Source organism: Microbacterium sp. NPDC087592, from assembly GCF_044743585.1.
GTDB lineage: Bacteria > Actinomycetota > Actinomycetes > Actinomycetales > Microbacteriaceae > Microbacterium.
In genome coordinates, this window is sequence record NZ_JBIUWT010000001.1 from 530,204 (window position 1) to 552,843 (window position 22,640).

The 22,640-nt window shown below is 68.3% G+C and carries 22 protein-coding genes and 3 tRNA genes; 5 read left to right on the forward strand and 20 right to left on the reverse strand.

Annotation, left to right across the window (positions count from 1 at the left end):
* The 6 genes from ACIOTO_RS02600 to ACIOTO_RS02625 are packed head-to-tail and all read right to left on the reverse strand — an operon-like array spanning position 1 to position 6,761.
* Positions 1 to 984 carry an aldo/keto reductase gene (locus ACIOTO_RS02600; protein WP_400856304.1) on the reverse strand — a complete coding sequence of 328 codons (984 nt, stop codon included), beginning with the start codon at positions 982 to 984 and terminating at the stop codon, positions 1 to 3.
* A complete protein-coding gene (locus tag ACIOTO_RS02605; protein WP_400856306.1) occupies positions 981 to 2,501 on the reverse strand; it encodes a sugar ABC transporter ATP-binding protein in 1,521 nt (506 codons plus the stop codon). The genes ACIOTO_RS02600 and ACIOTO_RS02605 overlap by 4 nt, the downstream gene beginning before the upstream one ends.
* Positions 2,498 to 3,502 (reverse strand): ABC transporter permease, encoded by a 1,005-nt coding sequence (locus ACIOTO_RS02610; RefSeq protein WP_105712268.1) that lies wholly within the window; start codon positions 3,500 to 3,502, stop codon positions 2,498 to 2,500. The genes ACIOTO_RS02605 and ACIOTO_RS02610 overlap by 4 nt, the downstream gene beginning before the upstream one ends.
* On the reverse strand, positions 3,499 to 4,578 hold the full coding sequence (locus ACIOTO_RS02615; RefSeq protein ID WP_400856308.1) for an ABC transporter permease: 1,080 nt from the start codon (positions 4,576 to 4,578) through the stop codon (positions 3,499 to 3,501). Before ACIOTO_RS02615 ends, ACIOTO_RS02610 begins: the two co-directional genes overlap by 4 nt.
* Positions 4,578 to 5,669 (reverse strand): mandelate racemase/muconate lactonizing enzyme family protein, encoded by a 1,092-nt coding sequence (locus ACIOTO_RS02620; protein ID WP_400856310.1) that lies wholly within the window; start codon positions 5,667 to 5,669, stop codon positions 4,578 to 4,580. The genes ACIOTO_RS02615 and ACIOTO_RS02620 overlap by 1 nt, the downstream gene beginning before the upstream one ends.
* 27 nt (positions 5,670 to 5,696) lie before the next feature.
* Positions 5,697 to 6,761: a substrate-binding domain-containing protein gene (locus ACIOTO_RS02625; RefSeq protein WP_105712271.1), complete on the reverse strand. Its 1,065-nt coding sequence runs from the start codon at positions 6,759 to 6,761 to the stop codon at positions 5,697 to 5,699.
* 99 nt (positions 6,762 to 6,860) lie between these two features.
* Here ACIOTO_RS02625 and ACIOTO_RS02630 point away from each other — a divergent pair, with 99 nt between their 5' ends.
* The 3 genes from ACIOTO_RS02630 to ACIOTO_RS02640 all read left to right on the forward strand — a co-directional run bounded on the left by ACIOTO_RS02630 (position 6,861) and on the right by ACIOTO_RS02640 (position 8,778).
* On the forward strand, positions 6,861 to 7,535 hold the full coding sequence (locus ACIOTO_RS02630; protein WP_029261133.1) for a GntR family transcriptional regulator: 675 nt from the start codon (positions 6,861 to 6,863) through the stop codon (positions 7,533 to 7,535).
* 110 nt (positions 7,536 to 7,645) lie between these two features.
* Positions 7,646 to 8,254 carry a hypothetical protein gene (locus ACIOTO_RS02635; protein ID WP_400856313.1) on the forward strand — a complete coding sequence of 203 codons (609 nt, stop codon included), beginning with the start codon at positions 7,646 to 7,648 and terminating at the stop codon, positions 8,252 to 8,254.
* Entirely contained in the window at positions 8,251 to 8,778 is a 528-nt protein-coding gene (locus ACIOTO_RS02640; protein ID WP_400856314.1) for an RNA polymerase sigma factor, read from the forward strand. Before ACIOTO_RS02635 ends, ACIOTO_RS02640 begins: the two co-directional genes overlap by 4 nt.
* Positions 8,779 to 8,852: 74 nt before the next feature.
* Here the strand turns inward: ACIOTO_RS02640 and ACIOTO_RS02645 are convergent.
* From ACIOTO_RS02645 to ACIOTO_RS02680, 8 genes are all read right to left on the reverse strand, one after another.
* A tRNA-Met gene (locus ACIOTO_RS02645) sits at positions 8,853 to 8,926 on the reverse strand.
* A 34-nt stretch (positions 8,927 to 8,960) separates the two neighbouring features.
* Positions 8,961 to 9,032 (reverse strand) — tRNA-Thr (locus tag ACIOTO_RS02650).
* Between the two features lie 69 nt (positions 9,033 to 9,101).
* Entirely contained in the window at positions 9,102 to 10,241 is a 1,140-nt protein-coding gene (locus ACIOTO_RS02655; RefSeq protein WP_400856316.1) for a M23 family metallopeptidase, read from the reverse strand.
* 228 nt (positions 10,242 to 10,469) lie between these two features.
* Positions 10,470 to 11,264, reverse strand: coding sequence for an inositol monophosphatase family protein (locus tag ACIOTO_RS02660; protein ID WP_400856318.1), 795 nt, complete (start codon positions 11,262 to 11,264; stop codon positions 10,470 to 10,472).
* Positions 11,261 to 12,247, reverse strand: coding sequence for a hypothetical protein (locus tag ACIOTO_RS02665; protein ID WP_400856320.1), 987 nt, complete (start codon positions 12,245 to 12,247; stop codon positions 11,261 to 11,263). Before ACIOTO_RS02665 ends, ACIOTO_RS02660 begins: the two co-directional genes overlap by 4 nt.
* A 117-nt stretch (positions 12,248 to 12,364) precedes the next feature.
* Positions 12,365 to 13,165 (reverse strand): enoyl-CoA hydratase/isomerase family protein, encoded by an 801-nt coding sequence (locus ACIOTO_RS02670; RefSeq protein ID WP_400856322.1) that lies wholly within the window; start codon positions 13,163 to 13,165, stop codon positions 12,365 to 12,367.
* Positions 13,166 to 13,210: 45 nt separating this feature from the next.
* Positions 13,211 to 13,702: an FBP domain-containing protein gene (locus ACIOTO_RS02675; RefSeq protein ID WP_400856324.1), complete on the reverse strand. Its 492-nt coding sequence runs from the start codon at positions 13,700 to 13,702 to the stop codon at positions 13,211 to 13,213.
* Positions 13,703 to 13,711: 9 nt separating this feature from the next.
* Positions 13,712 to 14,611, reverse strand: coding sequence for a bile acid:sodium symporter family protein (locus tag ACIOTO_RS02680; protein WP_400856325.1), 900 nt, complete (start codon positions 14,609 to 14,611; stop codon positions 13,712 to 13,714).
* Between the two features lie 137 nt (positions 14,612 to 14,748).
* Here ACIOTO_RS02680 and ACIOTO_RS02685 point away from each other — a divergent pair, with 137 nt between their 5' ends.
* Positions 14,749 to 15,267 carry a DUF2087 domain-containing protein gene (locus ACIOTO_RS02685; RefSeq protein ID WP_400856327.1) on the forward strand — a complete coding sequence of 173 codons (519 nt, stop codon included), beginning with the start codon at positions 14,749 to 14,751 and terminating at the stop codon, positions 15,265 to 15,267.
* Positions 15,268 to 15,289: 22 nt separating this feature from the next.
* On the opposite strand, the gene ACIOTO_RS02690 is transcribed toward ACIOTO_RS02685, so the two are convergent.
* The 3 genes from ACIOTO_RS02690 to ACIOTO_RS02700 form a co-directional block, all read right to left on the reverse strand.
* Positions 15,290 to 17,098 (reverse strand): sigma-70 family RNA polymerase sigma factor, encoded by a 1,809-nt coding sequence (locus ACIOTO_RS02690; protein WP_400856329.1) that lies wholly within the window; start codon positions 17,096 to 17,098, stop codon positions 15,290 to 15,292.
* A gap of 178 nt (positions 17,099 to 17,276) precedes the next feature.
* Complete coding sequence (locus ACIOTO_RS02695; protein ID WP_400856331.1) at positions 17,277 to 19,148, reverse strand: VaFE repeat-containing surface-anchored protein; 1,872 nt, start codon at positions 19,146 to 19,148, stop codon at positions 17,277 to 17,279.
* Positions 19,145 to 19,885 carry a hypothetical protein gene (locus ACIOTO_RS02700; protein WP_091035249.1) on the reverse strand — a complete coding sequence of 247 codons (741 nt, stop codon included), beginning with the start codon at positions 19,883 to 19,885 and terminating at the stop codon, positions 19,145 to 19,147. Before ACIOTO_RS02700 ends, ACIOTO_RS02695 begins: the two co-directional genes overlap by 4 nt.
* A gap of 310 nt (positions 19,886 to 20,195) precedes the next feature.
* Here ACIOTO_RS02700 and ACIOTO_RS02705 point away from each other — a divergent pair, with 310 nt between their 5' ends.
* Positions 20,196 to 20,669: a hypothetical protein gene (locus ACIOTO_RS02705; protein WP_400856334.1), complete on the forward strand. Its 474-nt coding sequence runs from the start codon at positions 20,196 to 20,198 to the stop codon at positions 20,667 to 20,669.
* Positions 20,670 to 20,760: 91 nt separating this feature from the next.
* Here ACIOTO_RS02705 and ACIOTO_RS02710 read toward each other — a convergent pair whose 3' ends face one another.
* The 3 genes from ACIOTO_RS02710 to ACIOTO_RS02720 form a co-directional block, all read right to left on the reverse strand.
* Positions 20,761 to 21,234 carry a heme-binding protein gene (locus ACIOTO_RS02710; RefSeq protein WP_400856336.1) on the reverse strand — a complete coding sequence of 158 codons (474 nt, stop codon included), beginning with the start codon at positions 21,232 to 21,234 and terminating at the stop codon, positions 20,761 to 20,763.
* 202 nt (positions 21,235 to 21,436) lie between these two features.
* Positions 21,437 to 21,521, reverse strand: a tRNA-Tyr gene (locus ACIOTO_RS02715).
* An 86-nt stretch (positions 21,522 to 21,607) separates the two neighbouring features.
* The gene (locus ACIOTO_RS02720; RefSeq protein ID WP_400856338.1) at positions 21,608 to 22,537 is read right to left on the reverse strand and encodes a PfkB family carbohydrate kinase; all 930 of its coding nucleotides are present in this window, start codon (positions 22,535 to 22,537) and stop codon (positions 21,608 to 21,610) included.
* Between the last annotated feature and the right edge of the window lie 103 nt (positions 22,538 to 22,640).

Genomic DNA, 22,640 nt, shown 5'->3' on the forward strand with positions numbered 1-22,640 from the left:
TCAGATCGATTCCGGTGACAGGACGTGCCCGGCTTGCTCCAACGCGTTCCACAGCGACTCCGGAATGCTCGCCGTCGCGCGGGCGACGGCCTCCGTCACCTGCTGCACCCCGCGCATCCCCACGACGGCCGAGACCACCTGCGGCATCCGCAGCGGATACTGCACGGCGGCCGACGGCAGCGTCACGCCATGCGCGCGGCAGATGCGCTCGAGCTCGCGCGCCCGCTCCACCACGTCCTGGGGCGCATCGGCGTAGTCGTAGCTGACCCGGTCGGGCACGCTGTCACGGGCGAGGAGCCCCGAGTTGTAGACGGCGGCGGCGACCACCGCGACACCACGCTCGCGCGCGAGCCGCAGCATCCGCAGACTGGCGGCCTGCTCGAGCAGCGTGAGGCGACCGGCGCACATCACGATGTCCGCGTCGGTCTGCTCGATCAGGTCGGCGAGCATCCCGGCCTGGTTCATCCCGGCGCCGTACGCTCCGATCACGCCCTCGTCGCGCAGCGCCGACAGCGTCTGCGCACCGGTGGTCCTGGCGGCGTCGAAGTGGTCGTCCGGGTCGTGCATGTACACGACGTCCACCCGGTCGACTCCGAGCCGGTCCAGGCTCGCCTCGAGCGACCGCAGCACGCCGTCGCGGCTGAGGTCGTAGACGCGACGCACGTCGGACGGCACGTCGAAGAGGTTGGCCATGTCCCGCAGGTGAGCCGTCTCCGGGCTCGGGACGAGTAGTCGCCCGACTTTCGTGGAGAGCACGTACTCGTCCCGCGGATACGCGGCGAGCGCGCGGCCGAGTCGGCGCTCCGAGAGGCCGAGTCCGTAGTGGGGCGCCGTGTCGAAGTAGCGGATGCCGGCGTCCCAGGCCGCGTGCACCGAGGCTTCCGCCTCCTCGTCGGTCAACACACTGCCGAGGTTGCCGAGCTGGGCGCACCCCATGCCGAGGACGCTGACGTCGAGCCCGCGATGCGTGCGAACGGGGATCATGAAGCCTCCACCGACGATCCGTGGATGTGACTCATCACGGCCGCACTCATCGGCTGGTAATCGTGCGTGTTCTCGACGACACCGCGCACGATGAACTGGTCCATCACGACGATGCGGTCGGCGAGAGTCACCATCTCGGCGAGGTCGCTCGAGATGAGCAGGATCGCCATGCCGTCGTCGGCGAGCCGCCAGATGAGTTCGTAGAACGCGCGCTTGGTGCGCACGTCGATCCCGACCGTCGGCTCGTCGATGATGAGCACACGGGTCCGCGCGGCGAGCCACTTGGCCAGAGAGACCTTCTGCTGGTTGCCTCCGGAGAGCTGTCCGGCGAGCTGATCCTGCGAGCTGATCCTGATGTCCAGGGCGACGACGTGGGTCTGCACCGCGTCGCGCTCCGTGCGCCCGGGGACGAATCCGAGGACCTTCGAGATCTCCGACCAGATGGTGACGGCGACGTTGCGCGTGATCGACTGCAGGAGGAAGACTCCCTCCTCCTTGCGGTTCTCGGTGACGTAGCCGATGCGGAAACGGCGCAGGGCATCGCGCACGGAGCGGATCCGCACCGATCTGCCGTCGACCTTCACCTCTCCCCCGACGACCCGGTCGAGTCCGAGGATGGCTCGCGCGAGCTCGGTGCGGCCGGCGCCGACGAGCCCGTACATCCCGAGCACCTCTCCCGGATGAACCGCGAGCGAGATGCGGCGATGCCCGGCGGCGGTGCTGACGTCCGTCAGCTCGAGCGCGGGTGTGACGGTGCGGTCGACCTCGCGCTCCTCGACCTCCAGATCGGCGAGCGTGCGGCCGACCATCCGCGCGACGACCTCGTCATGGGTCGTGTCCGCGATCGGCTGCGAGGGCATGACGGTGCTGCCGTCGCGGAGCACCGTGATCGCATCGCAGTGCGCGAACACCTCGTCCAGCTTGTGGCTGACGAGGACGATGGCGGTGCCCTCGGCGCTGAGCTGGCGCACCACTTTGTAGAGCCGGTCGGCCTCGTCGTTGCTGAGTGAGGCGGTCGGTTCGTCGAGCAGAAGCACCTTGGCGCTGCGGTACAGGCCGCGGGCGATCTCCACAAGCTGGATCTGCGCGGCCGAGAGCTCACGCATGGGGGTGCGGGGGTCGATGTCGAGGTCGAGCATGTCCAGGCAGCGCTTCGACTCGCGCCACACCTGCCGCCAGTCGACCGTGCCCGCACGGCGGGGCATCGCGGAGAGGGCGATGTTCTCCCCCACGGTGAACTCGCGGACGACGTTGCGCTCCTGATGCACGACACCGATGCCGGCCGCCATCGCCTCCAGCGGGTTCGAGAACGAGATCTCCTCACCGCCCAGGATCAGGCTCCCGGAGTCAGCGCCCTGCACACCGGTCACGATCTTGATGAGCGTCGACTTGCCCGCGCCGTTCTCGCCCATGAGGGCGTGCACCGAGCCGGCCTCGAGGGTCAGGTTCGCGTCGGCGAGCGCGGTCACGCCAGGGAACGTCTTGCGCAGGTTCCGGACTTCCAGTGCGACGGTCATCGCTTCACCTCCGCCAGTGCGGCTTCCGCTCGCAACGATCTGATCCTGCTGGCATGTCGAGACGCCTGCACCTCGCGCAGCTTGCCGAGAGCCACGGTACCCAGCACCACCGCACCGACGACGAAGTTCACGACCTCGGCGTCGAAGCGGAAGATCGGGCTGGCGGCATCCACGAGCCGCACGACCATCGCCGCGAGCACCGTGCCGAGGACGGCCACGGTCCCTCCGGCGAGCGCGACGCCGCCGATGATCGGTGCGGCGAAGCTCGGCAGCAGCCAGTCGCCGCCGACGGTCGTGTTCACGCCGGGGAGGAACGAGATACTCACCATCGCGGCGACGCCGCAGAGGAGTCCGGAGAGCGTGTGGGCCACGACGAGAGCACGGTCGGTCGAGATTCCCGCGAGCTGCGCGGCCGAGGCGTTGCCCCCGCTGGCCAGGAGCTTGCGTCCCGACACCGTCTGTGCGAAGTACAGGGCGACGATCACGGCGACCACGAGCGTCATCAGGAAGATCGTGGGGATGCCCAGGATCTCCGACCGCCCGAAGGCGGCGAGCTCGGGCCAGGCCTTGCGCTCGATCGTACGGGTGCCCACGAGGGCGTACTGCACACCGATCAGGATCTGCGACATCGCGAGAGTCACGATGAAGCCGTTGATCCTGGTCCCGACGACCAGCAGACCGTTGACGAGGCCGAGGACGGCGCCGGTGAGCACGGCTACGAGGGCACCGATCCATGGGGGGACGCCCCAGGAGGTGACGATCACGCCGGTGAAGCAGGCCGCGACACCGCCGATGGCACCGACCGCGAGGTTGAGCTGCCCGACGCAGAGCGTGATCATCTGGGCGAGCCCGATCAGGATCGGCACGCTGACGAACCGGAAGAAGCTCGTCATCGACACCGGGCCGAAGAACTGTCCCGATGTCGCCATGCCCAGCACGGCGGCTCCGACCACGACGATCCCGACCAGCAGGAGGTTGTTCGCGCTGATCATGCGTTTCATCGGTGGGCCTCCGCCTCTTCGAGTTCGACGGCGAGCGTCGCGGCGGACTCCGTCGCTGCGGCGGGACGGCGTCGCGCGAAGAGCAGCCGCAGCCGGTCCGTGGCGAGTGCCGCCAGGAGGATGACGCCGAGCAGGACGTTGAGCGTCTCGAGCCCGACCCCGAACAGCTCGAGCCCCTTGCGGATCACCGAGGTCAGCGTGATGCCGAGCGCGGTGCCGACGATCGAGACCAGGCCGCCGGCGAGCAGCGTGCCGCCGAGGATCGGTCCGAGGAACGAGGAGAGCATGAACTCGCTGCCGATGGCGGGGGTGAACGACCCCGTGCTCGCGGCGAGCAAGAACCCGGCGATCGCCGCGAGCAGCCCGGAGAGGGCATGCGCGAGGATGGTCCGGCTCGCGGTGGGGATGCCAGAGAGCTCTGCGGCCTTCACACTGCTGCCGGTCATCAGGACTTCGCGTCCGCTGCGTGTGCAGGTGTAGAAGTACCAGATCACGGCCATGCAGCCGAGTGCGGGCAGGACCATCAGCGGCACGGCGTTCGACCCGCAGTAGCCGAACATGCAGACGTCGGCGAAGGTGCCACGCCCGATGGTCTCGAACCCGGCGGGCGAGACCGTGAAGGCCTGGCCGGTGCTCCACGACTTGTACAGCGTGGGGATCAGCCCCAGCAGCGTGAAGCTCATCGCGAGAGTCACGATGAAGGAGTTCACTCCGGTCTTGGCGATGATCCATCCGGCGAGCGCGCCGAGCGCCGTACTGGCGAGCACCCCGAGAGCGAGCCCGGCGAGGAGCGGCAGGTCGAAGTTCTCGAACGCGGCACCGGTGACGAGCGCTCCGATCCCCGCGAGCTGTCCCACAGCGAGGTTCATGTGGCCGATCGAGAGCACGACCATCTGTGCGAGCCCGACGACCGTGAAGATCGCGATCGTCGTGAGCAGCGGCGCGATGACGAAGGGGCCGTTGAGGAACGCCGGTTTGAGGATCGCCAGGGTCGTGACCAGGACGACGATCAGGACGACGAGGAGCGCACGCGGTGAGCGGAGCTCGGCGCGCGCGGCAGCACCCAGACGCGACATCAGAGCACGATCCTGTCGTCCATCGCATCGCGATCCCAATCGATGCCCAGGCCGAGCGTCTCCGGCGCGAGGGCGCGGCCGCCTTCGATGGTCATACCGGTCCGGGTGATCGCGCGCAGCTGCGGGATGTGCTCGACGTAGCGTCCGTTCGGCACTGCGGCGACCAGGCTCACGTGCAGCTCCATGAGGAAGTGCGGGCACACGTGCACGTTGAACGACTCGGCGAGGTGCGCGACCTTCAGCCAAGGGGTGATGCCGCCGATGCGGGCGACGTCCACCTGGACGATTCCCGCGGCGCCGCGGTCGAGATACTCGCGGAACTGCGCGATCGAGTACATCGACTCCCCCACCGCGATCGGTGTCGAGGTCGATGCCGCGAGCCTGGCATGCCCCTCGATGTCATCGGCGGGCAGGGGCTCCTCGATCCAGCCGAGGTCGAGTCCGTCGAACAGTCGAGCACGACGGATGGCCTCCGCGCCGGTCAGGGACTGGTTGGCGTCGACCATGATGTCGAAGTGCGAGCCGACGGCCTCACGAACGGCCGTCAGTCGCTCGCGATCCTCCTGCCCGCTCGGCTTGCCGATCTTCACCTTGACACCCTTGAGACCGGCATCCTTCGAGGCGAGCGCACCGGCCACCAGCTCGTCGGAGTCGAGGTGCAGCCACCCGCCTTCGGTGTCATAGAGGGGGATGTCACGGCGGAACCCACCCGCGAGGCGCCACAACGGGAGTCCCGCTCTGCGCGAGGCGATGTCCCACAGCGCCGTGTCGACGGCGGCGAGGGCCAGCGAGGTGATGGCCCCGGTCGTCGTCGCGCGGGTCGAGGCGAACAGGCGGTACCAGACCGCCTCGATGCGGTCGGCTTCCTGGCCGACGAGGATCGGGAGCAGGTGGTCGCGCAGCATCGACAGCACCGCGCGACCCCCTGTTCCGATCGTGTAGGAGTACCCGAGGCCGTGCAGGCCATCGCTCGTGGTGAGCTCGACGAAGATCGTCTCCTGAGACACGAAGCTCTGCACGGCATCCGTGCGTTCGGTCTCGACGGCGACGTCCACGAGGAACGCGCGAGCATCGGTGATCGTACTGGCCATCGGGTACATCTCCTGGTGTGGGTCAGATCACTTGCAGGTGAGCAGCTCGTCGTCGAACTGCTTCTTCACCTTCTCGGCGAACGCGACGCGCTCGTCGTCGTACGTGTCGACGTTGTCCTTCGTGACGACGAACGAGCCGGAGTCGACGATCACACCGGGGTCGGCCATCTCGCAGGTGCCGCTCGCGAGCTGAGCCAGCACCCAGCTGCCCACATAGGCCTGGCCGGCGGGGTTCTGCGCGACCGTTCCGTAGACGGAGCCGTCGCGGATGCCGTCGAGGATGGTGGCGTCGTCGTCGATCGCGACGAGCTGGATCTCGAGGCCGGATTCGGCGATCGCCTCGGCGCTCGCGACGGCCGGGTTGTAGGCCGTGGTGACGATCGCGTTGATCTCGGAGCCGCTCGCCGCGAGGAGGTCGGATGCCGCCTTCTGGGCGGTCGCGAGGTCGGTGTCGACATCGGTGATGGTCTGGAGCAGGGTCACGGCGCCGTCGGTCTCGTCGATCGCGCGCTGGACGCCTTCGATGCGACGCTGCGTGTTGGAGTCGACGTTGTTGCCGGTCATGTGCACGATCGTGCCCTTGCCGCCGATCGCCTCGATGGCCGCAGCGGCAGCCTGGTAGGCGGCTTCCTCGGTGTCGGTCGAGAGGCAGAACGCGGCGAGGTTCTCGTCGCCTGCCGGACAGGAGGCGATGGATCCGACCGCGACCCCCGCATCGGTGAGCTTCTTGAAGGTCGCGTTGATGTCCGTCGGGGAGACGCCGAAGATGCCGAACGCGTTGTAGCCGTTGGCCACGAGCGAGTTGATCACATCGTTCTGCTTGGTCTGGTCCCACTCGGCGGTCTCGTTGAACGTGACCTCGCCGAGGCTGAAGTCCTTGGCCGCCTTCTCGCCGGCCTCGATCCAGGGCTGGAAGTACGGGTGGGCGCCGCCGGGAACGAGGGCGACGCGCACGTCGGACAGATCCCCGCCGGCCCCGTCGCCGCCGGCATCCGGATCGGCGTTCTGCGGGGTGCACGCGCCGAGCGCGAGGGTGAGGGCGGCGGCTGCCGCGATGACGGCGCCGAGCCGCACGTGCTGTGTGATGCGCATCTTTGAGCCTCCAGGAAAGGGTTCCTTTTGAAATATCGTATTTGATCTTTCAAAGGATATGATGGCTGCACTCCGCCGCGATGTCAAGGGAAAGGTCGGATGTCTACGCTCGGTCAGTTGCCCTCCTTCACCCCCGGTGCACGCACGATGCTCGGCGACGAGGTGTACGGCGCGCTCCAGCAGTCGATCCTCGACGGAACCTACCCGCCGGACGCGCGCATCAACGCCGGCGAGCTGGCCCGGCAGTTCGAAGTGTCACCCACTCCGGTGCGAGAGGCGCTCGCGCGACTCGAGTCGGACGGGCTCGTCGAGAAGCTCCCCCTGCGCGGGTACCGCACGACCGATCTGCTCGACCGGACGCGGCTGACCGAACTCTTCGAACTGCGACTGCTGCTGGAGCCGGGCAGCGCGGCGAGCGCCGCCGAACGCCGCTCGGCCACGGATCTGAAGGAACTCGCTCACGAGGTCGAGACGGGGCGGACCGCGGTCGGAGAGGCGGACGCCTATCGCCTGCTCTCCCGCCATGACGTGCGACTGCACGACCTCGTGTTCCGGTCGGCGCAGAACGAGACGGTCCGCCAGGCGTATGCGCGCACGCACTGCCACCTGCACACGTTCCGACTCGCCTACACGGGCGCGTACGTGTCCGACACGGTCGACGAGCACGCGGCCATCGTCCGCGCCATCACCGAGGGCGACCCCACCGCGGCGGCGGAGTCGATGCGCACGCACATCGAGCGCTCCCGCGACCGGCTGATGCGCGTCGTCGACTGACACGCAGCCACTTGCCGGACGGCGCCGAACTTCTCGACGGAACGCAGTTGAGACGGTTCGGCGACCTTCTGTCATGTCCTTCATGAGAGACGATGTCGAAGGAGCACATGATGGACGAAAAGCTGCAGTCGGAGATCGCGTCGGCAGATCCCGTCGGGGAACGCGACGACGCGAGGCTGCACGATCTTGTTCGGCGCATGACGGCCGAAGCGCAGGATGCCGCCAAAGCCGTGCATCCCACGCACTCACCGTGGTGGAAGCGCCGGCGCATCCTGATTCCGTTCGGCATCGTCGGCGTGGTCGCTCTGACCGGCGCCGCGATCGTGATCCCTCTCAGCCTGTTGGTGAACGGGACTCAAGTCGAGCTCGATGCGGAGATCCCCATCGTCTACACGACGGACACCGGCGTAGACGTGACGTGCCGCTACGGGATCCACTTCGGCGACCCCGCCCACCGGACTGCAGCCGATGAGCGGCTTGCAGAGTTCGTCCAGAACCATGACTGGACGGGGATCGGTCAGCACATCTACGACGAAGCGATCGCCAACCCATTCGTCCCCGGCCCCAATGACGACTGGGAGGTGGACACGCAGGAGATCCGCGACGACTTCTCGTTCTCCCGCGCGACGGATCTGATCTGGGACGAGATCCCCGCTGGTCTCCAGCAGGACGGCCAGTCGGCTGGCGCGACGATGGACTGCACGGGACAACTGCGGTGACGGGCGGATGCGCCCCGGCCTCCGAGACCGCGGAGTGGATCGAAGTCGTCGTCAAAGAGAACGCCGACGACATCCTCCGCTACCTTCGACGTCGTGTGAACCAGCCGGAGGACGCGGCGGACCTTCTGGGGCGCGTGTTGTTGGCCCTCTGGGAGAACGCGACACGTGTGCCCGCGACTGATCCGGAATCGAGAATGTGGTGTTTCGGCATCGCGCGGAACGTGCTTCGGGAGTACTACCGGCACACTGCGAAGCGGATCGCGCTCGCAGACGACCTGAGGGAGCATCTGCGCAGCGCCGCGCAGCCCGACAACGCCGCCGATGCCGCCGCTGAGGTGAGGATGCGAGCAGAGGTCGTCCGTCGGGCGGTGATGTCTCTCGATGCGCGATCACGGGAGCTCGTCACCCTGATCCATTGGGACGGCTTCACCATCGCCGAGGCCGCACGACTCCTCTCGATGAACGAGTCCACCGCACGCACGCGCTACGGGAGGGCGCTTCAGCGCCTTCAGCGAGGCCTCTAGGAGCAACCCGCAGGGCCGAAGATCCCCACACCCGCAAACGACAAAACCCCCGGATGACCGGGGGTTTAAGTCTGTAGCAGGAGCGGGGCTTGAACCCGCGACCTCACGATTATGAGTCGTGCGCTCTAACCAGCTGAGCTACCCTGCCGCGAGGCATCCGTCCGCGTGAGAAGAATGCTGCGAGCCCCGAGTCAGGATTGAACTGACGACCCCTTCCTTACCATGGAAGTGCTCTGCCACTGAGCTATCGGGGCGTGCTGCCCCTCGCGGGGCAACCGTACGAGAATACCATTACTGTGGCGTCCTCATGAAATCCGGGCCGGTCAGTACGACGTCCGCCCGGCGTTCTCCTTGAGCCACGGCATCGGATCGATGGTCGACCCGTTGACGATGAGCTCGAAGTGCATGTGCGCGCCGTAGGAACGGCCCGTGTTTCCGGTCTTGCCGACGACGGTGCCGACCTTGACGGTCTCGCCGGCCTTGACCTGCAGCGAACCGTACTGCATGTGCGAGTAGTGGCTCGTGATGACCGAACCGTCGATGACGTGATCGATGTAGACGGTGACGCCGTAGGCGCCGCCCTGCTCGGTCGCGATGCGGACGGTGCCGTCGGCGATCGCCTGAACCGGGGCGCCGTCACCGGGAACGAAGTCGATGCCCTCGTGCAGACGGCCACTGCGCATGCCGTACCCGTAGCTCATGCCGACGCCGACCAGGAAGGGCCACTGGATGGCCGCGTCGGGGTCGTTCGTGAAGATCTCGCCCGAGTAGTTGATGCCCTGCTCGGCGGCGACCTGGACCAGCGAGACGGTGCTGAAGTCGTCGGACCGCGCAAGCGTCTCGTTCTCGACGCCCGAGGGTGCGACGAAGGCCTGGATCTCGTCGTCGGCCGCTCCCTTCGCGTCGGCGGCAGCAGCCGAGACCAGCGAAGTGGCGGCGACCGAGGTTCCCTGAACCGCGGCGACAGCCTCGGCGGGAAGAGTCATGGAGACGGCGAGGAGCCCTGCGAGGCTCATCACGCCGACGCTGGCGCCGACGGCCACGACCTTGCGGAAGCTACGCGGGCGGCGCGCGACGACGTGGACGGGCGCCTCGGGCTGCGGAGAGTCCGCAGCCGGCGACTTCCGCGCGGTGAACGCGGCGGCGGCGGAGTCGACCGTCGGGATCGAGCCCGTGCGGAAAGCGCGGGACGCACGCTCGAAGGCGTCGGCATCGTCTTCGAGGGGCAGGTCGGTCGCCGGCTCCGGCTCGGCCGCGGCGTGGTCCTCGTCGCCGGTGGCGATCTCGATGATCTGCTCGACCTTGTCGACAGCGACCGGCGAGGCGGGCACATCCGCGATGATCGGCTCAGGCGTCGGGGCGATGAAGGGAGGCTCGACCACGGTGTCATCGGTGGTCTGTCGCTGGCGTGCAGCACGGCGGGAAAGCGGAGCGACGACGGCGAGGGCCGCGGCTTCTGCCACGGAGTCGGGTGCCGTCGTTCCCGCCGCGGAGGCGTCGGGGGCCTCAGTGCGGAGTCGGCTGGACCGGCGCGTGGGCGCAGAGGCAGCCTGGGAATTCTCGAAGGGCAAAGCGTTTCTCTCGGTCGTGCGTCATGCTCGGGGGCGCAAACTCAGACTTTCACCTTCGGGTGGCAAAAGTAACGATCGGGTAAACCATACCCTGATCAGCCTGGGAATGCCATGAATCAGTCAGTGTTTCGGGTCGAGGATCTCGAGCAGTCGGGCGTGCACCTCGCGACCTCCGGCCACCAGCATCGGCCGCGTCGACTCGACGTCGATCCGGGAGACGCGGCCTCCCGCCTCCGTGATCAGAAGTGCCCCGGCGGCGTGGTCCCACGGGCGGAGCCGCCGCTCGAAGTACCCGTCGAGACGCCCGGCCGCGACGTAGGCGAGGTCGAGCGCCGCAGCACCCATGCGTCGGAGATCGCGCGCTATCGGCATGACGCGCGCCACCGTGGCGAGATCGCCCTCGTGGGTCGCGGGGTCGTAGCCGAAGCCGGTGCCCAGGAGCGCTCCCGCCGGAATCTCTTCGGTCACCGCGAGGCGGCTTCCCTCCAACCATGCTCCGTGGCCACGGGCCGCCGTGAAGATCTCCCCGAGCGCGGGCGCGTTGACGGCGGCGGCGAGTGCCACCCAAGTCTCCGGGTCGGGTTCGCCCTGCACCGCGGCGATGCTGACGTTGTACGCAGGGATGCCGTAGGCGTAGTTCACCGTGCCGTCGATCGGATCGACGACCCACGTGATCCCGCTCGCGCCCGGCTCGGCGCCCGACTCTTCGCCCAGGAAGCCGTCTTCGGGACGAGCGGCGCGCAGACGCTCTCGGATGAGCGCCTCGACCTCGCGGTCGGCGTCCGTCACGATGTCGGCGAGGGTCGTCTTGGTGGCGGCGAGACGCACCCCGTCACGCCGACGGGCTCGGGCGAGCGCCCCTGCTTCCCGGGCGACCTCGGTCGCGAGTTCGCCGAGCTCGAGTTCGAGCGTCACTGTGCAGGGTGCTGGGGCGCGGGCGGCGGCGGCGGGAACGCCTGAGGTTCGCCCTGCTGCGGGGCCGACGGCTGGCCTCCGGCAGGCGCAGGAGGGACGAGGTGTCCACCAGGAGCGGCGGGCGGCGCGAACTGCGGCGGCACGGGCTGCGGGGGCACAGGCTGCGGCGCGACCGGGAAACTCGACGCGGGCGCGGCAAGCTGCTGCTGCGACGGCGCCGGGGTCGGATATCCGGTGTAGTAGGCGTTCCAGTCGGGCGACGAGTCGGGCAGCGCCGGCAGCGGGGTGACGCCGTCGGCGTAGGTCGGCCACGACGGCGCCGGCGCGACGCCACGAGCGGGCGACGACTTCTTCTTCGGCGCGAACAGCGCGTTGAGCAGCGGGATGAGCGTGGTGCCGACGGCGACGAGGATCGTGAGCGCGACGACGATCCGCCAGTAGAGCTCGCCGTAGTGGAACGTGTTCGGGAAGGCGAGGAAGAACACGAGCATGCCGACGAGTCCGACCAGGAAGGTGATCGTGACGATGTAGATCACACGGGTGAAGGTCGTGACGTGCCGTTCAGCGGCGGGAGTGAACAGCCGCACATGCAGGAGGGCGAGCTGCAGGATGCCGATGACGAGCAGCAGCTGGAAGAAGCGCTCGGCCCCGAAGAACATGCCGTCTTCGGGGAGCCAGATCTTGACGGCTCCGACGAGCAGCGCGACGATCCAGCTCACCATGCTGGCCAGTTGCAGCCAGTCGGGGCGATTCGGCGCGAGGCCGGCCTCGAGGATCGCGATCCCCGCGAAGGCCGCCAGAAGCAGGATCGTGAGGAAGGCTCTTCCGATCAGCCCGTCCTGATCCCCCACGAGCACCCAGATGACGCACACGAGCGCCGCGGCGATCAGTGCGCCGATGGCGATCCAGAGGGATCCTCTGATCAGCAGCGACATATTCTTCTTCTCACCCTGCGGCTGCGTGGTGATGTCCGGCTGGGACATGGCGATCCTCTCGTCGAGCGGCGATGCCTTCATCCTGCCACGCGCATCGCCGCAGGCGAGGGCCGAGCGCCGTGCTGAGGAGAAGTCGTCACCCGACGCCGATGCGGGCAGGAGAAGTCAGCCCGACTTCCTCGCGGACGCGGCGGCGAAGGCCGCGACCCTCGCCTGCGCATCCGGAGTCTCCAGCGCTGCACCGATCGAGCGCGCCTCTTCCGTCAGCTGCTCGACGAACGAGCGTTCAGGCTGCGAGCGCACGAGCCGCTTCGCCTGCCCGTACGCGTCGGCTGCTCCGGCGAGCCAGAAGCGCGCGATCTCCTCGCCGCGGGCACGCACGGCATCCGCCTCGGCGGCACCGTCGGCGCCTGCCACCGACTCGGCGACGAGCCCCCATTCCACGGCCTCCGATGCCGACAGCAGCCGGTCCTGAAGCACGAGCTGCAACGCGCGACGCTGGCCGACCGCCCTGGCGAGCTGCGCCGACACCGAGAGGTCGGGAGTCAGGCCGATGTTCGCGTACAGGCTGCCGAGCTTGGAACGCGACCCGACGACCGCGTAATCGCTGGAGAGCAGGATGCCGAGGCCTCCGCCGGCCGTGGTGCCGTGCGCGGCGGCGACGACGGGCACCGCAGACTCGGTGAGCGACCGGATACCGGCGTTGATCACCTCGGCGAGCGCGGTGATCTCCGCACCGGATGCCCCCATCGTCGTAGCCATGTCGATGACGTCGCCGCCGGCACAGAAGGCCGGACCTGCCGCATCGATCAGGATCGCCTTCACGTCGGACCGCGACGTCGCCTCGGCCGTCGCATCCCTCCACGCGTGGGCGAGGTCGGCGTTGAACGCATTGAGGCGAGCAGGACGATTCAGCGTGAGCCGAGCCATTCCCTCTTCGACGGCGAACAGGATGGCATCACTCATGGCTTCTCCTTCGAGCACAGGACGTGTGGTCCAGCGTAACCGTGATCAGTTCTGCTCCCAGACGCGAGAGACGAAGGTCTCCATCCGACGCCGCGTGCCGTCGAGGCGGAAGTCGACCTGCCCGGGAGTCCGGATCTCGTTGGGCGCGAGCGGGTGCGCCAGACGCACGTTCTCGTGGCACGACAGATCGGCACACATGTAGGTGCCGAACGAGTCCCCTCGTCGCCCCGCCTCTCCCGCGCGCCGTGCGGAGAGGAGTGCGATCTGATTGCCCGGCTGCATGGTGTGGCAGATGTTGCACAGACCCGAGCGTCCGCGCCCCGGCTCGGTGGCACGGAGGACGACGCCGAGAACCCCATCGCCGTGCGGGACCAGCACATAGCCGCGTCGATTGGCGCTCGGGTCCTGCCAGGCGAAGAAGTCGAGGTAGTCCCAGTCGACGAGCAGAAAGTCGTGCGGCATCTCCATGGTCCGCAGCTCATCGGCATCCGCATTGACGAACGATGCCCTGACGTCGGCCTCTGTGAGCGGTCGCATCGCTCCAGTCTATGAACGGGAGGCACCCGAGGGCGCCGCGACGCCCTCGGTACCCTCGACCGTCCGATCCCGGATGAGGAAGCCGAAGCCGAACGCGATGAAGAACATCAGCACTCCGTAGACGGCGGCGGGCAAGCTCAGCTCCACGGAGCCGAGCACGGACTGCGCGATGACGATCGCGAGCGTCGCATTGTGGATGCCGATCTCGAACGACGTGGCGATCGCCTGCCGCTTGCCCACCCGCAGCATCCGCGGGATCAGGAAGCCGATGGTGAGGCTGATCAGGCAGAACAGCACGGTGATGAGGGCGAGCTGAGTGAAGTTGGCCACCAGCAACGTCCAGTTCGATGCCACCGCGCCGGCGATCACGACGATCAGGATGATCACCGAGGCGATGCGTACGGGCTTGTCCATGCCCGTGGCGAACTTCGGCCAGAAGCGCCGCACGATCATGCCCAGCGCCACCGGCAGCAGCACGATCGCGAACACCTCCAGCGCCTTCGACCACTGCAGGCCGAGCCGGTCGTCGAACGGCTCGAAGTACGCGATGGCGAAGTTGGTGATGATCGGCAGTGTGATCACCGCGATGACCGAGTTCACCGCGGTGAGCGAGATGTTCAGCGCGATGTCCCCGCGGAACAGATGGCTGTAGAGGTTCGCGGTGGTACCGCCGGGCGATGCGGCCAGCATCATCATGCCGACGGCCAGGATCGGTGGGAGCTGGAACGCCAGCACGAGTCCGAAGCAGATCGCCGGCAGCACGACGAGCTGACAGAGCAGCGCGATGATCACCGCCTTCGGCTGCTTCAGCACTCTCGCGAAGTCGGCGAGAGTGAGGCTGAGGCCGAGACCCAGCATGATGATGCCGAGGGCGACGGGTAATCCGATGGTGGTCAACGCTGATCCCATGGGACTCAGTGTGGCGGATGGAGGGTCTCGGTGTCACCCGTATATCGCGCCGAGATGACCACACGAAGTAGCCTGCAGGAGGTTCCCACGGCTCGCGGCGGGAGCACGAGGCGGCGCTGCGGATGAAAGATGGTGCGATGGAAGACTCGAACGGCTGGCGACCGCTGATCGCGATTCTCGCGAACCCGGAGACGCGCCGGGTCGCCGCCGAGGTGATGCTGGGCAGCAGTCTCGCGTCGGCCACGGAAGGTCTCTCGCCCTCCCGACGCCGGCGGGTGACGGAGGCGGTCACGCAGAGCGGGCTCGTCGACGCGGAGACCCAGGCGCTCGCGCCCGACGTGTTCCGAGAGATTCTGGCGTCGGCCACCGTTCCCCGGCGCGAGGGGATCGAACGGTTCACCGACGGAAAGCGCATCCGCCAGTACCCGGCGAACCTCCACGAGCGCGGGGAGCTCCTCGCCTGGGTCGCCCGCGCTGTGTTCTCCGAAGGAGAGGTCGTCACCGAACGCGAGGCGAACAGCAGGCTTCTGCCGTATTCGGAAGATGTCGCCGTGCTCCGCCGCTATCTCGTGGACTACCAGCTCGTGGAACGCCGCTCGGACGGTAGCCGGTACGCGCTCACCGGCATCGGACCGGTCGTCCCGACGGACGGGTGACAGCAGCAGCCCGGAAGCACCGTCAAGGGTCGACGAGCTCGAACGTCATCTCCTCCGGCCCCGGCCCCCAGGGGTCGAAGATGATGTCGGGGTCGTAGACGTCGAGCGGATGTTCGTCCATCGGCCCGATGAATCCCTCCGCGTCCATCGCCCGGAAGGTGAACCAGTACCAGCCGCGGGAGTTCAGCCGCAGCCGCTTCACCGCATGCCCGGTGTCGTCGAGAGGAATGGTCGCCGAGTGCCCCTGCATGGTGCTGACGTAGATGGTTCCGTTCGCGGGGCCGGTGGCGGCGATGACCAGACCCGTGGTCCTCGCCTCCTCCACCTGCATGTCCTCGGTGCCGACGATGTTCTCGAAGCCCTCGATGACGATGGGGAGGATGGTGAAGGTTCCCGTCGTGGCCGGAGACTGCCCGGCGGCGTCGAACGCCCAGGCCCGGTAGTCGTACGTGCCGGCGGCGAGCTCCAGGGCGCGAGGGTCGAAGGACCACGCACCGTCGGCGGCGACGACCGGTGTGTAACGCGCACCGTCGACTTCGATCGCGACAGCCGACCCTGGCGTGGCGGTGCCCGCCACGACCGGAGCGAGGTAGCCGGAGGATGCCGCAGGGCTGGTGACCCCCGGGCCGAGGGGCGAGCCCGGATTCTCCCCCGGATCCGGCGTCGTCCCCGGCGCCGTTCCCGGCCTCGTGGGGTTGCGCGGTCCGGGGGCATTCGGGTCGTCGACGAGGTCGATGGAGTCGATCGACGGGTCCGAGTTCCAGCGTCCGGTTCGCGGAGGGGACGGGGGTGCGGACGGCGCGGGGGTGGCCACCGTCCCGTCGGGCGCTCCGACGACGGGGGCCGGCGCTCCGACGTGAGGGACGGACGGCGCCGCACTCCACGGCTTGTCGCCCTCCGCGGAGGGCGCGGACACGGCCGGCGTGGCTCCGGGGAGCAGCAGCGAACCGAGTATCAGGGTTCCGGCGGTGAGTACGCCCAGGCCGCCCGCCAGAAGACTCGCAAGACCCGCTCCTGCTCCGGTGGCGATGACCGCGGCCGCCACCGCGGTGCCGGGAGCGAAAGCTCCGGTGGACGGCAGGATGACTCCCAGTGCGCCGAATCCGACGGCGGAGAGGGTGACGCCGTGCAGGCGCTGGGCATCACTGCGAAGGGTGACGAACAGGTCGCCGCACACGTCACATGAGGGCAGATGCCCGGCCACTTCCTGCGCCACGACCTCGTCGAGCGGCTCGGTGAGGTGTCGCGGGAGGAGGCGAGCGACATGAGCCTCATCGTCGCGCAGCGCGAGAGGCACCTGCGACGTGAGCCAGTGCATCTTGAGCCCGGAACGGGCTCGTCGTTGCAGGGCGGATACGGCGTTGGGCTTGATGCCGAGCTCGCGCGCGACCTCCGGGCGGGGGACGTCAGCGACCTCGGTCAGCCACAGCACGCGTTGCCAGCGTTCCGGGAGCTCTTGAAACGCCCCGAGGAACTGCTGGGCGTTCGTCTCCCGCTCGACCAGGCTGAGCGCATCGCGGAAGTCGGCCCGATCGGGCTCGACGGTGTCGTCGATGTGGTCGGCATCCTTGCGCCACCGGATCGCCGTGTTGCGGATCACCGCCTTGAGATACGACCGGAACGCGAACTCGGGCCCCGCGTCCGAGGTCGTCACCTGCTGGTAGATGGCGAGCAGCGCCTCGGAGGCGAGATCCTCCGACCGCGAAGGGAACAGCCGGTGCGCGTAGCGGAGTGCAGCGCCGATGTGTCGCTCCCACAGCACGGCATACGCTGCCTGATCACCGTCCCGAAGCGCACGGAGGAGTTCGGCATCACCGCGAGAATCTTCCACGTCTTCCCTCTCCAGAAGAACGGCCGCTCATCTCCGACGAGCAGCTGACCGTAGACAGATCCAGGCGGTCGGTCCACAACTGAATCTGTGTTCAACGACGGGGCTGGGCCCATATTAGCGGCAGCGGACAGGGCCGCGGAGTGGGGACTCCGCGACCCTGTCCTGTCCGGGCGCCCGGTCAGGCGTCGAGGCGGCGCCGCCTCGTCAGCATCAGAACAGCGCCGGCCAGAACAGCGAGCAGCGCCGCAGCGATACCCGCGATCGGTGCCGGGGCGCCGGTCGCCGCGAGGTCTCCCTTTCCACCCGGAGCCGGTGTGGTGGGCACACCGGGATCCGCCGCTTCGACCGCGACCGTCTGCGCCGCGTCATCGAGGTCGGTGTGCACCGCGACAGGGTCCCCGGTGACATCCGTGCCGACGAAGAGCCGCTCGAACGCCACCAGCACCGTGCCGGCGGACTCTGCCGTGACACGGAACGACACGTCGACCGAGCCGTCCGGAGCGGTCGGCGTGAACGTGGTCGACCCCGTGATGGCCGTCGACTCCCCGTTCGCCTTGTCCATCAGCACACCCGTGACCGTGTACTCGGTTCCCGGCGTCAGGTTGCGGTACGCGATCGTGTCGATGAGGGTTCCGCCGCCCGGAGCCAGAACATGGTCCTGGTCAGCGGCATCGACCAGCGATGTTCCGATGAACGGCTCAGGTGCTTCCGGCGCCTGCTCCACCGTGACGGTCTGCGCGAGGTCGTCGATGTCCTTGTGCTCGGCCACCGGGTCTCCGGATGCGTCCGGGCCCTCGAAGAGCTCCTCGAAAGCCACGAGCACGTCTCCGGCGAAGCCCGCCGGCACGACGAGGTTCACACCGACGGAGCCGTTCGCCGTCGTCGGGGTGAAAGTCGTCGAACCCGTGATGCCGGTCGGCTGACCGTCGGACTTGCGCATCAGCTCACCCGAGACCGTGTACTCCGTGCCCGGAACCAGGTTCTGGTAGGCGACGGTGTCGATCACCGCTCCCCCGTTCCATCCCAGCACCCGGTCGCCGTCGGCGGCGTCGACCAGCGACGTCCCGATCACCGGCTCCGCTGCACCGGGCTGAGCGGCCCATTCCACGGTCGCCTCCCCGGTCGTCTGCGTCGCCTCGGGGGCCACCAGGATGATCGACTGCGCGTGGTCGTCGGCCGTCGGCGTGCCACCCGGCACGTTCGGCACCGAGACCACCATGCCGGTGCTGCTCGATCCCTCGGCCGCGACCCGAACGGTCGCGCTTCCCGCTGCCGTCGATGCACGCAGGTCCAGATACAGCTCCTGACCGTCTACGACCGCATCGAGTGCCACGGCCGTTCCACTCGCGTCGGTGACCGAGACGGCGGGGTCCACGGAGACGACGACGGCGGCCTGGTTCGTGTTCACGACGAACGGCCCGACGAGGGTGCCGGCCGTCTGTGCCACACCCGGCGCCGTCACCGTGGCCGTGACCTCGAAGTCCCCCGGGGTCAGACCCGGGTTCGCGTTCGCGCCGTTCACGAGGTACCAGTAGGCCGCCTCAGAGTCCGGCGTCTCCCACGCCCACGCGGCATCGAACGTGAGGTCGGTGTATCGCCAGATCGCGTACTGCGTGGCCTCGATCGCATCGTTCCGCGAGATCTGCGCGACCCCGGCCGCGGCTGCGAGATCTTCCAGACTCACCGCGGGGTAGCTGTGGGCGAGCACCCACAGCACCTTCCCCTGGATGGCAGGGTCCACGAAGTAGTTGCTGCCGAGGAAGCTGTCGCCGTCGCCGACGGTGCCTACCCGACCCGTCTGCGCCGTCACCTGGTTCTCGAGGCAGTACGCCCAGAGGTCCGGGTCCCCGGCCTGGACCCCTTCGGACCAGATCGGGAAGATCCCCGTACCGCTGTAGCCTTCCTTGCTGCCGATGTAGACCGAGTCCCCCGGGGCGATCTCCGCGGCCGTTGCGGCGCTGACGCCCACGGGTGCGACGAGCGCGCCGAGGGCCAGCAATGCACCCGCGACCCATCCCGCCGACCGAGTCGACCTCCTCGACGGCATCATGCGAGGCAGGCGGGGTTCACCGCGGTGAAGCTGAACGGTCCGACCCAGATGTTCTGGTTCGGCCGATCCGTGCCGGCACGACCCGAGTTGTTGGCGACGAAGGTGAGGTCGAATGCACCGACCGTCGCTGCGGTGACCGCGATGTTGCCTCCCGTGTTGGTGGGAATGACCTCGACGTTCGGGGCGCCGGTGAACGGCCGCCACGGGTTGGCGGCCGTCCCCTGTCCGCGGATCCAGTCGGAGTTGTAGACGCCGGTCCCGGCCCCCGCCGAAAGGTAGACGCGCTCTGCGCCGCCGAGGGCATCGACTGCCTGGAAGCCGTCGATGTCCTTGATCTTGTACGTCAAGTTCTCGACGATGGTGGGCGCGCCATCCAGGGCGAAGCTGAATGTCACCCGCTCGCCTCCGCCGATGTTGTTGAGGTTCACGGTGTCGAGCGACAACCGCACGCTGGGCAGCGACTCATTGCCCTGCGTGCTGGAATCCAGAACGAAGTTGTTCGTCGTGTTGATGGTCATGTTGGCCGCCCCGTTGGGCACGGCGTTGAGCGTGAGCGTGAAGTCCTTGCCGTCGCCGAAGATGTCGGTCCACGTGAACACGGCCGAAGTGGCGCTCAGCCGCGAGTACGTGGCGGTGCTCGTGCTGACCGTCGCCGTGCAGTTCGCCGTCGACGCGGCCGCCAGGGGTGTTGCCACGGCGGCGGCGATCACGGGCAGCGACCATGCTGCACCCTTCACGATCGTCCTTCGCGACAGGCCACGCCCTGCGACTGCTACCTCGTTCTCATTCATCTGTTCCGAATCCCCTCGATTGGACGCCGATGCCTCCGGTGTGGACGCCTGTGCGTCGATACACCTGGAAGGAGTCCGGCGGTTCCCGAAAGTGACGCGATGCCGAGGAAAAAAGTTTCGGAATGGCCGCGAGAGCGACGTGGACCGGCTTACATGGCCTCCTCGCGTCACATCCGCCTGCGTTTCGACTCCTTACCGAGGGACGACAGAGAGCCCACGAAACAGAGGGCTCGTCTGAGCCGGACAAGGAACGAAAATGCAGGAAGAACTCGACACCCAGGGCCTCTCGCGCCGGACACTCGTCAAGGGCGCAGCGTGGTCGGTGCCGGTCGTCGCCGTGGCGGTCGCCACTCCGCTGGCCGCGGCATCCACCACGGCGCCGCCCGCCACGTTCTGGGCGACGGGAGCAACCGTGAGCGTCGTGAGCGGCAACGTCACCAACTTCACGGTGGAGGGCAGCGACGCGGACGGGAACCTCGCGCTGCTTCCCGCCGGTACGAGCGTGACGATCGTGCCCGACCCTGGCGTCACCCTGGCAGTCACCAACGCCATCGGCATCGTGGTGACGACGAACCCTGACGGCTCGATCACGGGCATCATCACCGCGAACGACATCACCAACATCCGCATCCAGTTCCGCCCCACGGGTGCGTCCGGTTCCGGCTACGCGATCACGACGAACATCGACATCGACCCGTTCACCGAGACGATCGACGTCACGCTGCGCTGATCCGATCACGAAGAGATGGCCGACCCGCCGATGCGGGCCGGCCATCTGCGTCACGCCGCCCGAGCATTGACCGGCAGCCGGGCCGGAGGCGCTATCCCGCGAGGAGTCCGAGCCCGCGGATGCCGTCGACGACGTTGTCGTGGTCCTGCGCAGACGGCAACCCCGACATCGTCGCGACCGCGACGACACCCACACCCTCCACGCGGATGGGGACAGCACCGCCGGCGACGGCGTAGACGGCGGGATCGAGCCACCCCGGTTCGTGCATGTCGCGCCCGCCGTTCTCGATGCGCGCTTCCAGCAGCGCGGTGCTGGTGTCGAAGCGGAGGGCCGTCGCCGCCTTCTTCTGCACCCAGGAGTCGTTATCGGCGGTCGCGCCCGGCAGCGACGCGTGGAACAGGATCCCGGACGAGGTGCGCACGTCGACGGCGACCGGATGACCAGCTGCGAGTGCCCGTTCTGCGATGGCACGTCCGAGCTCCCATGCGTCTTTGCGGTCGAACCGGCGCAGGACGAGTTCGAGGTGCTCGTTCTCCAGCTGGGCGAGCCTTGCGTCATCGGCCATCGGTGCTGCCTCTCGTAGGTGGTTCGAGTGAGACTGTAGCGGGCGAGGGCAGAATTCGAGGACTCCGTCGGCGGCTGGGCACGGGACCGAGGGCGCGGTCCCCCGTCGCGTCCTCTCGCCGAGACGAGCGGATCAAGCCGAAAGGCCGCTGACTCGAGTCAGCGGCCTTTCGAAACGTCCTGGTCGGGTCCGAGGACCTCCGTGGTGGCGAGTGAGGGATTCGAACCCCCGAATGCTGAGCAGTCTGATTTACAGTCAGATCCCTTTGGCCGCTTGGGTAACTCGCCAGAGCGCACCCGTCCGACTTGAACAGCCAACCGGGGGCACGAAAGATAAGCATACCTGCCCGAGCCGGGTCGAAGAAATCGAACCGTCAGCTGCCGTGGACCCCGCGCTGAGCGTCCGCCAACGACTCCGGAGTCCGCAGCAGACCGCCCTCCGCGCGACACGTCGCAGCCGCGATGTGCATGGCGCGGTGGAGGAGCACACGCCACTCCCTCAGCTCGGTCGGGGACGTGGACACCAGCCCAGCGGCAACGGCTGCGAGCGTCGCATCTCCTGCGCCGACCGTGTCGATCACGTCACCGGCGAGCGGGGTGATCGGCGCGGAGGCGATGCCCACTTCCGTGTCGAGCGTCGCGCCGGCAGCACCTGCGGTCGCCAGCACCGCAGCGGCACCGATCTCGCGAAGCCGCACTCGCAGCGCGTCGAGATCGCCATCGTAGAGGAGCGCGGCATCGTCGGCGCCGACCTTGACGATGACTGCCGATGCGGCGATCCGTTCGAACCCTCGGACGAACTCGACACGATCATGCAGCATCCCGAGGCGCGGATTGGGGTCCACGGCGACACGGGCATCAGCGAGGGCACCGACGAGAGCGTCCACCTCGCTCGGCACGTCGAAGGGGAAGCAGCTGATCGCGACGAGCCCAGCATCCGCGATCGCCTCGCGCGCCTCGTCCGAGTAACGGATGCTGCGCTGCCGGGCCGCCTCGCTGAACACGTACTCCGGTTCACCGTTCGCCGCCCGCCGCACGATCGCGCGTGAAGACCCGAGGGGTGCCGCGCTCGAGATCAGACGTACGCCGTGATCGGAGAGGTACTCGCGGATGTGCGCGCCGGCCTCATCCTCGCCCACCATGGCGACCAGACTGGTCTCGATCCCCAGTCGGCGCAGGCCCACGGCGACGTTCAGCGCGGCGCCGCCGACCAGTTCACGCACCCCCGCGGCATCGTGGATCTCGTCGATCAAGGCATCGCCGATCACGACCACGGACCGAGCGGAAGATGTGTCGTTGCTCACCCGCCGACACTACCGCGCCCGCTTCCCCGCCACCCCGCCGTCGAAGGCACGGCCTCGTGTCGAGCGCACGGGTCGTCCACGCGAACTCGCCGTGCGCTCGGCA

What these genes read in the sequence shown, in the direction of transcription:
- ACIOTO_RS02600 (WP_400856304.1), bottom strand. Translation starts at nt 984, where the DNA reads ATGATCCCCGTTCGCACGCATCGCGGGCTCGACGTCAGCGTCCTCGGC.
- ACIOTO_RS02605 (WP_400856306.1), bottom strand. Translation starts at nt 2,501, where the DNA reads ATGACCGTCGCACTGGAAGTCCGGAACCTGCGCAAGACGTTCCCTGGC.
- ACIOTO_RS02610 (WP_105712268.1), bottom strand. Translation starts at nt 3,502, where the DNA reads ATGAAACGCATGATCAGCGCGAACAACCTCCTGCTGGTCGGGATCGTC.
- ACIOTO_RS02615 (WP_400856308.1), bottom strand. Translation starts at nt 4,578, where the DNA reads ATGTCGCGTCTGGGTGCTGCCGCGCGCGCCGAGCTCCGCTCACCGCGT.
- ACIOTO_RS02620 (WP_400856310.1), bottom strand. Translation starts at nt 5,669, where the DNA reads ATGGCCAGTACGATCACCGATGCTCGCGCGTTCCTCGTGGACGTCGCC.
- ACIOTO_RS02625 (WP_105712271.1), bottom strand. Translation starts at nt 6,761, where the DNA reads ATGCGCATCACACAGCACGTGCGGCTCGGCGCCGTCATCGCGGCAGCC.
- ACIOTO_RS02630 (WP_029261133.1), top strand. Translation starts at nt 6,861, where the DNA reads ATGTCTACGCTCGGTCAGTTGCCCTCCTTCACCCCCGGTGCACGCACG.
- ACIOTO_RS02635 (WP_400856313.1), top strand. Translation starts at nt 7,646, where the DNA reads ATGGACGAAAAGCTGCAGTCGGAGATCGCGTCGGCAGATCCCGTCGGG.
- ACIOTO_RS02665 (WP_400856320.1), bottom strand. Translation starts at nt 12,247, where the DNA reads ATGTCCCAGCCGGACATCACCACGCAGCCGCAGGGTGAGAAGAAGAAT.
- ACIOTO_RS02670 (WP_400856322.1), bottom strand. Translation starts at nt 13,165, where the DNA reads ATGAGTGATGCCATCCTGTTCGCCGTCGAAGAGGGAATGGCTCGGCTC.
- ACIOTO_RS02675 (WP_400856324.1), bottom strand. Translation starts at nt 13,702, where the DNA reads ATGCGACCGCTCACAGAGGCCGACGTCAGGGCATCGTTCGTCAATGCG.
- ACIOTO_RS02680 (WP_400856325.1), bottom strand. Translation starts at nt 14,611, where the DNA reads ATGGGATCAGCGTTGACCACCATCGGATTACCCGTCGCCCTCGGCATC.
- ACIOTO_RS02685 (WP_400856327.1), top strand. Translation starts at nt 14,749, where the DNA reads ATGGAAGACTCGAACGGCTGGCGACCGCTGATCGCGATTCTCGCGAAC.
- ACIOTO_RS02695 (WP_400856331.1), bottom strand. Translation starts at nt 19,148, where the DNA reads ATGATGCCGTCGAGGAGGTCGACTCGGTCGGCGGGATGGGTCGCGGGT.
- ACIOTO_RS02705 (WP_400856334.1), top strand. Translation starts at nt 20,196, where the DNA reads ATGCAGGAAGAACTCGACACCCAGGGCCTCTCGCGCCGGACACTCGTC.
- ACIOTO_RS02710 (WP_400856336.1), bottom strand. Translation starts at nt 21,234, where the DNA reads ATGGCCGATGACGCAAGGCTCGCCCAGCTGGAGAACGAGCACCTCGAA.